The sequence below is a fragment of the Brevibacillus borstelensis genome, assembly GCF_037834415.1.
Taxonomy (GTDB): domain Bacteria; phylum Bacillota; class Bacilli; order Brevibacillales; family Brevibacillaceae; genus Brevibacillus; species Brevibacillus borstelensis_A.
The window spans coordinates 91,068-106,349 of record NZ_JAUMSJ010000005.1 but is presented as its reverse complement, the minus strand read 5'-3'; the positions used below and the strand labels follow the sequence as shown (position 1 = coordinate 106,349).

11 protein-coding genes are annotated in these 15,282 nt (G+C 48.3%); 10 read left to right on the top strand and 1 reads right to left on the bottom strand.

Annotated elements, in window-relative coordinates:
• Positions 1-313 precede the first annotated feature (313 nt).
• The 9 genes from Q3F21_RS07020 (at position 314) to Q3F21_RS06980 (ending at position 12,968) form a co-directional block, all read left to right on the top strand.
• The gene (locus tag Q3F21_RS07020) at positions 314-3,811 is read left to right on the top strand and encodes a BadF/BadG/BcrA/BcrD ATPase family protein (RefSeq protein ID WP_340250787.1); all 3,498 of its coding nucleotides are present in this window, start codon (positions 314-316) and stop codon (positions 3,809-3,811) included.
• Positions 3,812-3,846: 35 nt separating this feature from the next.
• Positions 3,847-5,484 (top strand): 2-hydroxyglutaryl-CoA dehydratase, encoded by a 1,638-nt coding sequence (locus Q3F21_RS07015; protein ID WP_340250786.1) that lies wholly within the window; start codon positions 3,847-3,849, stop codon positions 5,482-5,484.
• A 61-nt stretch (positions 5,485-5,545) separates the two neighbouring features.
• Positions 5,546-5,737, top strand: a complete 192-nt coding sequence (locus tag Q3F21_RS07010; RefSeq protein ID WP_340250785.1) for a hypothetical protein — start codon at positions 5,546-5,548, stop codon at positions 5,735-5,737.
• Between the two features lie 95 nt (positions 5,738-5,832).
• Positions 5,833-6,351, top strand: coding sequence for a MarR family winged helix-turn-helix transcriptional regulator (locus tag Q3F21_RS07005; protein ID WP_340250784.1), 519 nt, complete (start codon positions 5,833-5,835; stop codon positions 6,349-6,351).
• Between the two features lie 190 nt (positions 6,352-6,541).
• A complete protein-coding gene (locus Q3F21_RS07000; protein WP_340250783.1) occupies positions 6,542-7,372 on the top strand; it encodes a DUF4037 domain-containing protein in 831 nt (276 codons plus the stop codon).
• 80 nt (positions 7,373-7,452) lie between these two features.
• Positions 7,453-8,646, top strand: a complete 1,194-nt coding sequence (locus Q3F21_RS06995) for an MFS transporter (RefSeq protein WP_340250782.1) — start codon at positions 7,453-7,455, stop codon at positions 8,644-8,646.
• Positions 8,647-9,091: 445 nt separating this feature from the next.
• Complete coding sequence (locus Q3F21_RS06990; RefSeq protein WP_340250991.1) at positions 9,092-9,634, top strand: RNA polymerase sigma factor; 543 nt, start codon at positions 9,092-9,094, stop codon at positions 9,632-9,634.
• On the top strand, positions 9,609-10,856 hold the full coding sequence (locus tag Q3F21_RS06985) for a DUF4179 domain-containing protein (RefSeq protein ID WP_340250781.1): 1,248 nt from the start codon (positions 9,609-9,611) through the stop codon (positions 10,854-10,856). The genes Q3F21_RS06990 and Q3F21_RS06985 overlap by 26 nt, the downstream gene beginning before the upstream one ends.
• 273 nt (positions 10,857-11,129) lie before the next feature.
• Positions 11,130-12,968, top strand: a complete 1,839-nt coding sequence (locus tag Q3F21_RS06980; protein ID WP_340250780.1) for a polysaccharide deacetylase family protein — start codon at positions 11,130-11,132, stop codon at positions 12,966-12,968.
• A 141-nt stretch (positions 12,969-13,109) separates the two neighbouring features.
• Here the strand turns inward: Q3F21_RS06980 and Q3F21_RS06975 are convergent, their stop codons facing one another.
• Entirely contained in the window at positions 13,110-13,412 is a 303-nt protein-coding gene (locus Q3F21_RS06975; RefSeq protein ID WP_340250779.1) for a hypothetical protein, read from the bottom strand.
• Between the two features lie 153 nt (positions 13,413-13,565).
• On the opposite strand from Q3F21_RS06975, the gene Q3F21_RS06970 reads away from it, so the two are divergent.
• The gene (locus Q3F21_RS06970) at positions 13,566-15,164 is read left to right on the top strand and encodes a M4 family metallopeptidase (protein WP_340250778.1); all 1,599 of its coding nucleotides are present in this window, start codon (positions 13,566-13,568) and stop codon (positions 15,162-15,164) included.
• The last annotated feature ends 118 nt before the right edge of the window (positions 15,165-15,282 follow it).

The window sequence follows — 15,282 nt, the reverse complement described above, 5'->3', positions numbered from 1 at the left end:
AACTGCAGTTATGTTTTATGGCTCCAGCTTCATCTCAAGATGCGTAAAATGCCCCTCGTTTTTCCCATACATTCTTTCCTTGCACTTTTCAAATAGTTCATTCAAGCACAAATGACCCAAGCGGGTCATTTTTTCTATTTTAAGGATCAGCGTTCTGCCTTGGAGAGACCATTTTTCTCCATTTCTTTACGGACCCAAATCATCTGAGATCTAGAATCAAGCGAAAATTGAAATTTACCTTTTTCACTGTGTATATATTGCTATCTTTATTCCAAAGATACCTAATGTATAAAGTGGAGCGAGGTGTAATGCCATGGAACAACAAAGTGAAGACTTGGACTCCTTAATCATCGGGATTGACGTTGGGTCAACCACGGTCAAGGCGACCGTTGTAAACCCGAAAAACAAAGAAATCCTATGGTCAGACTACCAGCGTCATCATACAAAGCAAGCTGAGAAGGTCCTTGAGTTTTTGATCACGATCGGGAATGAATTTTCCCACGTGGACCGGAAAGACATTCGCATATTTGTGACAGGATCGGGGGGTGGCCCTATTGTCGAGCATATTGGGGCCAAGTTTGTCCAGGAAGTGAATGCCGTCACGATGGCGGTGGAACATCTCCACCCCGACGTAGGCAGTGTCATCGAACTGGGCGGTCAAGATGCGAAAATCATTATTTTCAAAGCGAATGAGGAAACAGGGGACAAGCAGGCGCTTACCTCGATGAACGACAAGTGCGCATCCGGGACCGGTGCGACCATTGACAAGTGCATGATTAAAGTGGGCATGCCGATGGAGGACGTTGGCAAGCTGCACTTTGACGACAGCAAATTGCACCATGTGGCCGCCAAGTGCGGGGTCTTTGCGGAAACTGACATTGTCAATCTGGTGAAAAGCGGCATTCCATCTTCGGAGATCATGTGTTCACTCGCGGATGCCATCGTGATGCAAAATCTGTCTGTTCTTACCCGCGGCAATACACTGCGGCACCGCGTGCTCTTACTCGGAGGTCCCAATACATACCTGCCGTTCCTGCAAGAGTGCTGGCGAAAGCGGATTCCTGCCACATGGGACGAACGAGGCTACGATTATCCCAAGGACATACCGATCGAAGAGCTGATCTTCGTACCGGACAATTCGCAGTACTATGCCGCTTTCGGAGCCGTCATGTACGGTATGCACGAACCGGCAGACGTCGGGACATATACCGGGCTGGAGAGGCTGAAGGAATTTATTGCGCATGGACGCAAGGCAAAATTGGGCGAAAATGCGGGCCCGCCGCTGGTAAGCAGCGAAGCCGAATTGGAAGAGTTCCGCCGGTTGTACAGCATTCCGCGCTTTACGCCAGCTTCGATTGAAGCAGGTCAAAAGGTGCGAGCAGTCATCGGATTGGACGGTGGTTCCACTTCCTCCAAAGCGGTGCTCGTCGATGAGGGTGGCACGATTTTGCTCAAGGAGTATCAGCTGTCCAAGGGCAATCCGCTGGAAGACACCAAAGAAATGCTGAAGCGTATCGACGAAATAGTGAGGTCGCAGGGCGCCGAGCTTGAGATCATCGGCTTCGGCGCCACAGGATACGCAGCAGATGTTCTGGAAAAAACGCTCAAAGCAGACGTCAACATCGTGGAAACCGTCGCCCATATGATGAGCGCTGTTCATGAGTTTGGCGATATCGATGTGATCTGCGATATCGGCGGTCAGGATATTAAAGTCCTCTTTTTGAAAAACGGTGACATCCGGAACTTCCGATTGTCCAACCAATGCTCGGCAGGAAACGGAATGCTGCTGCAAGCGATGGCAGACCAGTTCGGCATACCGGTTCAAGAGTATGCGGAAACGGCGTTCAAAGCCGACCTCTCGCCCAAGTATTCGTATGGATGCGCGGTGTTTCTGGATGCCGACCGCGTCAATTTTCAAAAGGAAGGCTATTCAAAAGAAGAATTGTTGGCCGGTCTCGCTCTCGTGTTGCCGAAAAACGTCTGGCAGTACGTCGTTCAAATACCGCGGATGGCCGAGTTGGGACGCAAGTTCGTCCTCCAAGGCGGTACTCAATACAATCTCGCGGCCGTCAAGGCCCAGGTCGATTATATCAAGCAGCGCGTTCCCGACGCGGAAGTGTACGTAAACCCGCATCCGGGAGAGGCGGGAGCGATCGGCGTGGCCATGGAAACCTTGCGCGTAGTGAAGCGGCGGGGGTACTCCACGTTTTTGGGTCTGGATGCGGCGATCAACTTGCGCTACATCTCCCGAAACGACGAATCCACCCGCTGCAATTTCTGTCCCAATCACTGTAGCCGAACCTTCATCGACTCGCAAACGCCAGATGGACAGACAGCCCGCTATATTTCCGGATTCAGCTGCGAAAAGGGAACGGTGGAAGACAAGGAAGCCGTCATCCAACTGACCCGGAAACGGCAAGAACTGAAAAAACACTATCCGAATCTGGTGGAATACGAAGCGCAGCGGATGTACCAGCACTTCTACGATCCAGAGCCTCTCCCCGATACGGATGCAATCGTCGAAGATGTTCAATTGAAGCGAACATGGCTCGGTCTGGGCGGGATACGCAAAACAACATACCAGCGCACTTTCCAGCGCTCTCCGGTGGAAACCGCGGAGCGGCGAAGACAGATTCGCGTCGGGATTCCCCGTGTCCTTAATATCTGGTCGACGGCCCCTTTCTGGCGAACCTATTTCGAAGCGCTCGGCATCGATAAAAGCAACATTGTTTTCAGCGATTTTACGAGCGAGGAAATGTGGCAGGAGGGAGGCAAGTACGGCTCGATCGACCCCTGTTATCCGTCAAAGGTGGCTCAGGCGCATATCCACAATTTATTGTTTAAGCACCATGAGAAAAAGCCGCTTGACTACATCTTTTTCCCATGCATTACCCATATCCCGACACATCTGCAAAACGTGATGGATTCTTCCAGCTGTCCGATCGTGGCGGGAGCGCCAAACGTGATCAAGGCCGCCTTTACAAAAGAAGTGAACTTCTTTGAGACAAAAGGGGTTGCTTATCTCGATCCGGCCGTTACATTTACGGAACGGCACATGATGAAGAAGCAGTTGTTTGAGGCATTACGGGACAATCTAGAAATAACGGAGGACGAAAACGATTTTGCCGTGGAACAGGGTTGGCGCGCAATGAATATTTTCGACGCCGAGATGCAGGAGCGGGGAAAAATGATCCTGGAACAGGTGGAACAGGAAAACCGCCTTGCCATCTTGATGATCGGCCGTCCCTACCATTCCGATCCCGGTCTCAATCACTCTGTATTGGAGGAGTTCCAGGTCCTGGGCTATCCCATTCTCTCGATGCGCTCTATTCCCAAAGACGAAGAGTGGCTGCGTCGCTTTTTCAAGTCCGATCTCGAAAGCGGCCGCGTGCAGCACGCGTTGGAAGTGAGCGATGTATGGCCCGAAAACTTTAGTTCCAACAGCGTACAAAAGGTGTGGGCGGCCAAATTTGCTGCGCGTCATCCGAATGTTGCCGTATTGGACCTGTCCAGCTTCAAATGCGGACACGATGCGCCAACCTATGGCTTGATTGACTCGATCATCTCGGCGGCGGGAACTCCTTACTCCGCCCTGCACGACATCGATGCGAACAAACCGAGCGGATCGATCAAGATACGCGTGAAAACGTATGCCCACAGCCTGAGCCTGCATGAAGAACGTCTGGAGGATTTGGCCCGGAAAAAAGCGGAACTGCAGCAGCGGTTGGAGCAAAAACGGCTGGAACTGCTCGGTCTGCAATCAACAGACACTTCCCGTGAAGAGATCAACCTTCCTCAAACAGGCAATTAAAAACACAACTTCTACAGAAAGAAGGCGAACATTCGATGTCCACGACGAAAGAAACACCCGTTGCGAGCGACTCCTTTGAAAATGAATTGCTGCGTTATCAGGAAGAGCAGGCTCTGGCACTCGGGCTGCAGCCGGAACAGAAAGCACAGTGGTTTGATCCGGTTCCCCGCCAATTTTTGGCAAAGGATAAGGCGAGCACGACCATCCTGTTCGGCGGATTGACCATGGCGCATGACTACCTGGTGGAGGGAGCTTTGGGGGGACTCGGTTACACGGTTCAGCACATGGATTGTCCAGATAACGAGTCGCTTCGCTTCGGCAAAGAGTTCGGCAACCGGGGCCAATGCAATCCGACGTATTTCACAGTGGGGAATCTGATCAAATACCTTACTCATTTGCGTGATGTAGAAGGCAAAACCAAAGAGGAGATCGTTCGCAATTATTTGTTCGTGACGAGCGGTTCCTGCGGGCCATGCCGCTTCGGCACGTATGTCACCGAATACCGCAAAGCGCTCCGCGATGCCGGTTTTGACGGATTCCGCGTGCTTTTGTTCCAGCAGCAAAGCGGGTTAAAACAGGCAACTGGCGGGGAGTCCGCGCTGAAATTGGATTCCTCGTTCTTTATCAGCTTCGTCAAAGCGTTTCTCTTGGGAGATATACTGAACGCGCTGGCTTACCGTATCCGCCCGTACGAAGTGGAGGCAGGTGCGACTGATGCTGCTATGGAGCGCTGCAAAAAGATATTGTACGATGCATTGCGCGATCGGAAATGGCTGATTCCCGCGTTGATCAAATGCCGAAAAGAACTGGAGAGCATTCAAGTAGACCGTACGCGTGTCAAGCCGAAAGTGAGCATCATCGGTGAATTTTGGGCGATGACCACCGAAGGAGACGGAAATTATCAGCTCCAGCGTTTTCTGGAAAAGGAAGGAGCTGAAGTGGATGTGCAATCGCTGACAGCCTGGGTCCTCTACCTGATTTGGGAAGGCCGCTACGATACTCTGAAGCGTATGAAGCTCCGGGGAGAAGACGCCGGGCGTTACGGGCTGGAAGGCAAGAACCCTGTCAAACGCCTGCGTTTGCTCTGGGTTGCAGACCGTGTTCTGCGCGTCATGTTCCAGACCTATGCCAAGGCAATCGGTCTTCATGGCTATCACCTGCCTGACATGGACGAGGTTGCCCGTGTCGCCCATGACCATTACAACAATCATCTGCGCGGCGGCGAGGGACATATGGAAGTAGGCAAGCTGATTCTCAATGTGAAAAAACGGAAAGTAAACATGACCATTTCCGTCAAACCGTTTGGCTGCATGCCTTCTTCCGGCGTTTCCGACGGGGTGCAATCGTTGATCACGGAAAAATATCCCGACGCCATTTTCCTCCCGATCGAAACGACCGGAGATGGAGCGATCAACGTTTACAGCCGCGTTCAGATGATGCTGTTCAAGGCCAAACAGGCTGCTCAGAAGGAGTTTGATGAAGCCTTGGCCAAAAAAGGGGTAACAGCGAAGCAGCTTCAAAAGTTCATGCTTCGTACACCATTTGCGCGTCCATTGCAAATCAGCCCGCACGTCGTTGCATGTACGGCGGCAAATGCAGTCTACAGCCTGAAAAAATACAACGGATTTTTCTTTCGGAGAAGCAATAAGGTGATAGAAGAAGTTTCTCATTGATCATTTTGGGCATCCTACTCATGGAGGACCAAATAATGATCCATGGGAGGTGTAGATGTCTATGGCACCAGAAAGAAATTACCCGGAGACCATGCGTGGTATCGGGGTCCCGAGTGAAATGAGTCCAATCCGGGAGACGAATGATGCTCCTTTCGTGGAAATCAGGGAGCCGCTGCGTTTTGGTGAATCTGTAGAAAACAGCGACCCTTCGTCCCAACCAGCTGCGCAGGAAGAGCAATTTGAAATCGAGTAATGCGGTGACTGCCTCAACGCTCCAGAGGCAGTCTTCTTTCATCTTTTGCTTCGAGCAATATTGACAAGAACCTGTCAAAATGGAATAATATTGTCATGGACAAATTAAATCCCAATGGAAAAATATTCACTGAACTTGTACTTGAAATTTTTCGCCTGAATGGACGCTTGCTTGAGGCAGGGGATCGACTGACACAGCCTGTTGGACTTAGCAGCGCCCGCTGGCAAATACTTGGCGTTGTGGAGCATGGTCCGATCACCGTTTCACAAGTCGCCCGAGTAATGGGATTAACCCGTCAAAGCGTGCAGCAAACCGCCAATTCCATGGAAAAAGATGGTCTTATCGAGTTTCTCGACAATCCTCTTCACCGTCGTTCCAAGCTGATGACATTGACTTCAGTTGGACGAAAATCTCTTGATTACACGCAAGAACAGCATGCGGTGTGGGCAAACCGGATTGGACGAGAACATTCGTTGGAATGCTTGCGGGCAGCCGTCGAGGTGCTGCGACAAGTGAGCAAAAGCCTCGAACATGACACACCCCTGCCAGCGGATACGGCTGAATTGGATACGGATACTACGGATACTACGGATACACACCATGAACGAGTTTGAATCAGCTCTTGTTCGTGCCGGTAGCTCCAAAAGACGCATGACGTTTGTTTGATTCTGTAACCTGAGAGCTTTTTCATACGCCCGAATCCATTTGTAAAGGTTGCTTGAAGGAGTTGCCACTGCAACTCCTTTTTCCATTCGCCAAAGCAAAGGATAGTTGAAAGTGAATCGTCTGAAAAAGGAGTTCAATATGACTGAACAAAAATTCCTTGAAGACGTGGTCAATCGGCTTCGGAGTGTCGCTGGATTGGAAGGAATTGTGTTGAGAAATGCAGGAATGAGAGAAAGCCATGTCCCGGATTCCGGCACGACTATGATCATTTATTACGATAGCCACTCCGGAATGGATGTTCATGACATCCTCAAAACCGCAACAACCGTGGATACGATGCAGGGGAAGTTATCGCTTTCTTCGGTAGGCGAGTGGAGTCCATGGGTCAGCGACGGTGTCGCGATAACCGTTCAACAACGCACAGCAAAACTTTTGCTGAGGGATGTCTGCAAGCTTTCGGAAACGATCGACGAATGCAGTCAGGGAATAGTCAAAATTGACTATCAAATCGGCTATGCGCATTGTTTTAGTCCCGTCATGTATATGGGGGAAATCTCCCTTGGCGACATACTATGGGACCGCAACGGGAAACTTGCTGAATTGAAGGAAAGGACAAAAGCGTATCCTGCGGCATTAAAGCAAACTATGATCGAGAGATTTTTGTGGGAGGCGTCCTATTCACTCAGAGCAGCATCCAAAAGCGCATCGAAAAAAGACCTTTCCTATACGGCGGGCATCTGCTACCGAGTCGTTTCCTGCCTGCATCAAGTGCTGTTTGCCTTAAATGAATCGTACTGGCCAGATGAGATGGACACGGCGGATCTGGCAGGGTCTTTGAAGATAGCCCCCGCCAATTACATTGGCAGAGTAAACGAGGCCTTTCGACTGTTGAACGCGAATCACAAACAAACAGAAGCCGCTCTGGATATTCTCCGCAGCTTGTTGGATGAAACGGTTTTACGTATATAGAGGAGGAGACGATCAAACCTGGAGAATCATTTGCCTAACTTTGGAAAAAATCAGTCAACATAAGAAAGCGAGGATTCATGATGTCAGCAGAGCAACGCAAAAAGATGGTCATCCTGATGATCAATATGTTTATCGCGATTGGAAGTTTTGGCATTATCATTCCCATTTTGCCTGCTTATTTGGAGTCGATTCACCAGGGAGGGACCGCCGCCGGACTGATGATCGCCATTTTTGCAGGCTCGCAGTTCATCTTTTCGCCGATCGCGGGAAAATGGGCCGATCAATACGGCCGCCGAAAAATGATTATATACGGACTGACCGGCTTGACGCTTTCCATGTTCGTCTTTTACGCTTTTGATTCTATCTGGTGGCTCTACGCTTCGCGAGTCATTGGAGGCATTGGCGCGGCGCTGCTGATCCCGGCCATCTTCGCCTATATCGCCGATATTACAACCCTGGAGCAACGAGCAAAAGGAAACAGTCTGGTATCTGCAGCCATGTCGCTAGGAATCGTGATTGGACCCGGTATCGGAGGTTTTTTGGCGGATTACGGTCTGAAAACTCCATTTTTAATCTCTGCAATCGTTTCCCTTGTTGCCGTCATTTTTTCCGTTGTTGTGCTGAAGGAAAGTGCTGCCAAACTGGCTTTCGGAGACACAGGCGCAGCACGCGACAACGAATCAATGGCCAGAAAAATAGTCCGTTCGGTAAAAATGCCATTTTTTATCCCATTGGTGATTACCCTCGTGATGAGCTTCGGTTTGATGTCATATGAATCCGTTCTCGGTCTTTTTGTCGACAAGCAATACGGCGCAACACCGCAGGAAATTGCGTTAATGGTTACGACAACCGGTATTGTCAGCGTCATTGTACAACTCTTCATCGTCGATCGGCTCGTTCGTCGCTACGGAGAAGGAACTGTTCTAAATATCTTTTTGGGAGTAGCCGCCACCGGCTTCCTCCTTTCGTTATTGGCTTCCAGCTATTCGTTGTTTTTCGGCATTACGCTCTTGATCTTCCTGGCAACATCCATCCTCCGCCCTGTTTTGAACACGCTCATATCCAAGCTGGCCGGGGATGAGCAAGGCTTTGCCATGGGGATGAACAATGCCTATATGAGCATCGGGAATGTGCTCGGGCCTACGCTGGCAGGTACGTTGTATGATATTCGAATCACTTATCCTTTTATGTTAGGTCTTGTCCTCCTGGTTTTGACGTTAGTTACAACCAGAGTATGGCAGAGGCGTTTTTTGAAGCAAAATGCTGTGAATTAAACGTTTCTGATTTGCCACAGTGAAGAGGACGGCTTCATCGGACACATTGTCTAATGGAGCGATTGTCTCCCGGAAACAGGGCTGCTCTATAAGAAATTGAAAAAGCCGCTCCTACTAGCAGGAGTGGCTTTTTCGCGTGAACTACATAACAGGAGAAAACCGACATAGAGAAGGCTGGCCGCTCGACTCCAATATAGCTGATACTCGTCGAGAGATGCTTGTGCCAGATCGGATAGTACCGCCACCCGTCATTTGAAATTAACAACAAATTTTACAACGAAGGCAAAGTAAATATTTAATCAATCTTAAAAAATTTACTGCTAATTTTGTCCAATGTCACGAATTGTGCTTCTCCAATCGTTATAGTTATGTAGCCGGCACACAAGGAGGTAATCATTTGAAACAGCCAAGCCCCGGGGAAAAAGGCATAGACAACGGCCAGAAGATGATTGAATCTATTGTCGCTCAAGTGAAATCGGGTGACAATCAAGCATACACAATTGTTATTCAGCAATTCGAAAAGAAAATCTATACCTATTGCTACTGTATCCTGAAAAGTCGTGAAGAAGCTGAAGACGCTGTGCAGGAAATATTCATCAAGGTTTATCAGGAGTTAGATCGTTATGAAAGTAGGGTGTCCTTTTCAGCGTGGCTCTACAAAATCGCTTACCATCACTGCTTGGATCAGATTAGAAAGCAGAGTCGCTGGAAGAAGGTCGTATCCCTTTACCAGGAACTGCAGTCTCTCGCTTTTTACAAGCACGATCAGCATGTTGTTGAAGGGCTTCTCTCTTCCTTAAACCGGGAAGAGAGAACGATTTTGCTCCTCAAAGTAGTCGAACAATACACGTTCGAAGAAATGGGCCAGATCATGGATTGCAAGCCAGCAACACTACGCAAGAAGTTTGAACGACTCCGAAAAAAACTGATTGAGCAAAAGAATCAAAAAGGGGGTATTGTCCATGAAAAAGTTGCCAGTCCAAACTGAAACACGGGATTTGGAGGACATCCGGCAGGCAATCCTACAGATCGATATGCCTGTGAGCAGTTATAGCGACAACATTATGAAGCGCTTGGGAGAGAAACATCAAAAGAACCATAAAAGGAACCTGATGAAAAAAGCTTTGGCTGCTGCTTCTACCGCAGCAGCACTGGGAGTTTTTATCATAGGCAGCGGCTTTGTTTCTCCAGCCATGGCCGAATCCCTGAAACGCATCCCAATGGTAAACAGCGTTTTCGAACTGGCGGGCGATTGGGGACTGCGCACTGCTGATGAAAAAGGACTGTCAATAAAAGTACTCCAAAGCAATACACATGAAGGCATTACTCTTAGCGTTCCGGAGGTGATCAATGACGGGACCCGCTTCGCCATTGGTGTTCACCGCGAGGCGCCGGGCTTGACGAGCTATCTAAACGGTGTAAAAACGAATGCAGACGGTACAGCGGCATACCAGCCTGAGAGCACAAAAGGAGCCATAAAACAGGTCGACCTGTTCGTAAACGGAAAGCCGCTGAATGTGAAAACCGACTCATTGGCGCACCAGGTCATCCCTGTTGTCAGTCCGGGTGCCGATAAAAATTCCGCGATCATCATGTTTTCTGACCTGTCCAACAATGGGCTTGGAGATCCGGCTCTTCCGGATGAATTCGATTTAACAGTTAAACTGACACTTGATGGAGTTCAAGAACCGTTTAACATGGAGATTCCAGTCAAGAAAAACACGAAAAACAATATCGTCTTGTCACCGGATGTGACCAGGGAGTTCGATCATATCCGTATCACCTTGGAAAAAGCCGAGCTTACACCGATCACAACGAGATTGGCGATTGTGGTAGACGGAACATCTGAGAAAATTCCCAAAAAATATAGAGCAGACAAAGGAATCAGTGCTGAAAACGCTGGTTTGCCTTCCAATCAGTTTACTCAAACAAAATTACTGGGATTGAATTACGATCTATTCGATGATCAAGGAAACATTGTGAGCGAAGTAAGTGGTTTTGGCCACGATGAAAAGCGCAAGGGTCTTGCTTTCTATGATTTGGTATATGAGCCATTTAAGCAGACACCGAAATTTTTTACTTTGAAGCCGTATTTTTATGTATTAAAGGATCAAAGCAAAATTAGCGGCGAGTATCTGTATGACAGCAACGGAGAGCCGGTTAAAGTGTATATGAAAGAATTGGAAATGACTATTCCTGTTACAAAATAGCAAAAGCTTTTTTTGTGATAACAGGAAAGATTGAAGGATGGCAGGACAACGCATTTCAGAGATCATATTGATCGGTGTTTTTCCTTTCACTAAAAAGGACTTGCCACAAGTTAAGTATACTGTTCTACAGAGCAGGCGTGAGAGATGACAGTACCACGCTTGCTCGGGTAGAACCTGCCAACTATTCAAATAGGTGTTTGGAGAATGCCCGCATCGTTTTACAAGCAGATGGCCGTCTCAGATTTTCTACATTTACAGTTCTTGAGGTGTGTTATGAAATTTGGTAAGTGGATCGTAAAGCTTTTCATCTCTCTGAAAGTTTTTGTATTAATCTTGTGTCTGTTTAACTATGTTATAGATCCGTTTGGGGTTTTTGGGGATAAATTTTTGAAATGGTATTCGTACAATATGATAAATAATCAGAATATTGCTAAAATTTCATATCTAGATCAATTTCATGATCATTACGATTCCTATATAATCGGAGGTTCACCATCAAGCTCCTTGTCTCCCGAATTGCTGAATAAATATTACAGCGATGCGAAATTTTACAGCATGCTTATGAATGAAAGGGATTTTTCCGATTACGAAAAGACTCTTTATTATCTGGTGGAGAACTATCATGTAAAACATATGATCCTTCATGTGAGCCTGAATGATTTAGCCCAACACCGGTACGATTCTTCCAACGTGAAAGAGTATCTGCATGCCAAAGTTTCAGGCGATTCCCTTGGGTTATTTTATACAAGGTTTCTTACGCTTAACCCGAAATACGGTTTGGCAAAGTTAAAAGAATGGGTTAAAAGTATGAACGAGCCAATGGAGTTTGCCGACACCGATCTGGGGGCCGGAGTATACCATAAAGCTGGACGGGACTCCGAGAAACTGAATGACCTAGAATATTACTTGGCACGCCATCCAGAATTTACGAAACCCAAGGAGAAAATGTCGGCTGCAAGGATGGATCAAAATATTGCCTCTGTTAAACGAATGAAGGAATATTGCGAGAAAAGGGGCATTTATTTTACCGTTGTTACCGGAGCTGCCTATTATACGGAAGTCGATCGATACAACACTCAGGACTTGAAGACTTACTGGAGGAAATTGGCGGCCGTAACGGACTTTTGGGATTTCTCGGGATACAATACCATCAGTCAGGATCCGCGGCATTTCTATGATCCTACCCATTACCGCGATAGCGTTGGTCAAATGATGATGGCATGTATGTTTGGAGACAATGATGTGTACGTACCGAAAAATTTCTGTCACTATACGACTCGTAGGAATGTTGACGAGCATATCGAGAAAGTCTTCAAGAAACCGCAAAATTTAGCGGTATCAGCCACTGAAGAAAAGAAGGTACCTATTATTACGTACCATCATATTGTGACCGATAAAAACATGTTAAGTGCGAGCATCACATCGTTGGACAAATTCAAAGAGGATATGCTTGCACTAAAGCAGGCTGGTTATCAAACGGTATTCTTAAAAGATCTGATAGATTACGTTGAAACAGGGAAAGAGCTGCCTGAGAGACCGGTTGTTGTAACCTTGGATGACGGGTATTTGAGCAATTATCAATATGCTTACCCCGTTTTGAAAGAACTTGGAATGAAAGCCACAATTTCCGTGATTGGTTGGTCTGTTGGACAAACGAAATATCGAAAAACGGATAAAGATATCATTCCCCATTTTACATGGCAGCAAGCTAGGGACATGTACGAATCAGGCCTGATCGATATTCAAAGCCACACCTATGATATGCACAATACGAATGAAGCGGAGTTTCCATTCCGACGGGGAGTTTTGCAGAACAAAGATGAGCTGAGTGGATCTTACTACATAGCCTTGGCACAGGATGTCCGCAAAATCCAGAGTCTCATTGAAAAGCATGTGGGCAATCAAGTGCTTGCCTTGACATATCCAATGGGTGAGTACAGCTTTCTTTCCGAACAAATTTTGGCGGAATTGGGTTATAAGGTGACCTTAACGACCAAGCATGGAGTCAATACAATCAAAAAAGGACAGCCCCAGACTCTATTCGCCATGAAGCGTATCAACGCCGACCCTAATATAGCCAGCGAAGACTTGATTGAAATGCTGGGGAAATAGGGAGAGTACATTGCATCCCGTGTCAAAGAGTCAAATTCGTCTAACCACACTGATTTTTGGTGTAAAGCGCGTGCAAAGCTTGCCGCGAAGCGCCACTGAATTTTTCTGATAGACGGATGCGTACAATCGGAGTTTTTCAGATCATCGGGCATAAGCATTGTGATTATCGACGCCGGTTTTAAGTCCGGCGTCTTTTTTGCGTTCAGCGTGCCCAATGCTGAGAAAGGAGTTAACGGAACTGGGGAGAGCCTCCCCGGAAGTAAAGCGGAAGCCTATACCAAAAAGGAAGTGGTGGATGGCAAGAAGGGAGTCGAAGGGTTCATAGTAACGATGAAGCGGAGACAGCCGAGGCTCTCTTGTCTGAAAACAGCTGGCTTCCATGCTTGCAACCTCGCAAACCGGCCCGGCAAGAGAATAAACGGCCTCGAAAATGCTGCCTGTCATCGGTTGTCTCCATCGAGATTTCCTTTTGCGGATAAGGCGAAAATTGTCGATTAAAAAATTTTGTTTGTAAGCAGGAATCTTTGAAGAGAAAACAAAATATACAAAATAGTGTAATTTTACCAAATTATACAAAATTGGAGGATTGATGTTGGCATGAAAAAATCATGGAAAAAAGGTTTTGCGTTGACTGTCGCCCTGACTACCACCGCTTTTGTCCCACTGGCCCAGCCTATGTCAGCAATGGCTAAGTCCGACGAGGTTCAATTCAGCAAGGAATTCGACACACCCGAGTTTATCGGAGAGCCGTTCGAAGCAGATGGCTTGGACGGCGAAGATCTCATCTGGTCATACCTGGAGACGTACCAGGATGACTTCCAGATCGAAGGAGATGTCAAGGAGCACTTCAAGCTGCTGGAAGAAGTGGAGAATGACGAGACCAATACGAAGCACTACCGTCTGCAGGAAATGTACAACGGCATCCCGGTCTTCGGATACCAGCAAACCATTCACGTCGATGAGGACGGCAATGTCACCTCGTTTCTCGGACAGTTCGTCCCGAATCTAAGCAGCGACAAAAAAATGAGCAGGAAGGCAAAGCTGAGCGAAGAAAAAGCGTTGAAGCAAGCGCTGGCCGATCTGGAAGACGAAGTGGGAGAAGTGGAGGAATTCGAAGTCGAGCCGCAGCCGGAGCAGTATATTTATGTACATGAAGGAGAAGCTTATCTGGCGTACGCGATCGAGCTGAACTTCCTGGATCCGGTGCCGGGCCGCTGGATGTACTTTGTGGACGCTAACACGGGCGACATCATCAACAAGTACAACATGATTGATACGGTGACGGGCACAGGTAAAGGCGTACTGGGAGACGAGAAGAGCTTTGAGACGACAAAACAAAGCAGCACCAGCTATGTCATGAGAGATACGACGAGGGGCAGCGGCATCGAAACATACACAACGGCCAACTCTACCCGCCTGCCAGGCACTCTGATGTCTGACAGCGACAACTACTGGACAGATGGAGCAGCCGTCGATGCCCACGCTTACGCCCAGCAAACGTATGATTACTATAAAAATACCCATGGACGCAACAGCTTCGATGGCAATGGTGCGAAAATTCGCTCAACTGTCCATTACTCCCGCAGCTACAACAACGCCTTCTGGAACGGTTCGCAAATGGTGTATGGCGACGGCGACGGAAGAACCTTCCTCCCTCTGTCGGGCGCTCTCGATGTCGTTGCGCATGAGCTGACCCATGCCGTCACAGAACGGACTGCCGGTTTGATTTATCAAAATGAGTCGGGAGCCCTGAATGAATCGATGTCGGATATTTTTGGAGCCATGGTCGATGACGATGATTGGCTGATGGGAGAAGACGTTTACACGCCCGGAACCCCAGGCGACGCGCTCCGCTCCCTGGAAGATCCGACGGCATACGGCGACCCCGACCACTACAGCAAGCGCTACACAGGCTCTCAGGACAACGGCGGCGTACACACCAACAGCGGAATCAACAACAAGGCCGCCTACCTGCTGGCGGAAGGCGGTACGCATTACGGTGTAACCGTACGGGGCATCGGGCGCGAAGATACGGCAAAAATTTACTACCACGCACTGACGCACTACCTGACTCCGTACTCCAACTTCTCCGCTATGCGCCGTGCAGCGATCCAAGCCGCAACCGATCTGTTCGGGGCGAACTCGGAGCAGGTGCGGTCGGTACAAGCGGCTTACGATGCCGTAGGCGTAAAATAAAGCTGAAACACTAGAAAAGACAGGCGGCATTTGGCTGCCTGTCTTTCTTATAGACAAAAAAGCCCATGATCGATTCGTGTAAAAGGCGGACACCTCACCGCCATCTGCACAGAAGATT

Bases quoted from the DNA above. Each gene is read 5' to 3' on its own strand.
- Q3F21_RS07020 (WP_340250787.1), top strand. From the start codon at position 314: ATGGAACAACAAAGTGAAGACTTGGACTCCTTAATCATCGGGATTGAC.
- Q3F21_RS07015 (WP_340250786.1), top strand. From the start codon at position 3,847: ATGTCCACGACGAAAGAAACACCCGTTGCGAGCGACTCCTTTGAAAAT.
- Q3F21_RS07010 (WP_340250785.1), top strand. From the start codon at position 5,546: ATGGCACCAGAAAGAAATTACCCGGAGACCATGCGTGGTATCGGGGTC.
- Q3F21_RS07005 (WP_340250784.1), top strand. From the start codon at position 5,833: ATGGACAAATTAAATCCCAATGGAAAAATATTCACTGAACTTGTACTT.
- Q3F21_RS07000 (WP_340250783.1), top strand. From the start codon at position 6,542: ATGACTGAACAAAAATTCCTTGAAGACGTGGTCAATCGGCTTCGGAGT.
- Q3F21_RS06995 (WP_340250782.1), top strand. From the start codon at position 7,453: ATGTCAGCAGAGCAACGCAAAAAGATGGTCATCCTGATGATCAATATG.
- Q3F21_RS06990 (WP_340250991.1), top strand. From the start codon at position 9,092: ATGATTGAATCTATTGTCGCTCAAGTGAAATCGGGTGACAATCAAGCA.
- Q3F21_RS06985 (WP_340250781.1), top strand. From the start codon at position 9,609: ATGAAAAAGTTGCCAGTCCAAACTGAAACACGGGATTTGGAGGACATC.
- Q3F21_RS06980 (WP_340250780.1), top strand. From the start codon at position 11,130: ATGAAATTTGGTAAGTGGATCGTAAAGCTTTTCATCTCTCTGAAAGTT.
- Q3F21_RS06975 (WP_340250779.1), bottom strand. From the start codon at position 13,412: ATGACAGGCAGCATTTTCGAGGCCGTTTATTCTCTTGCCGGGCCGGTT.
- Q3F21_RS06970 (WP_340250778.1), top strand. From the start codon at position 13,566: ATGAAAAAATCATGGAAAAAAGGTTTTGCGTTGACTGTCGCCCTGACT.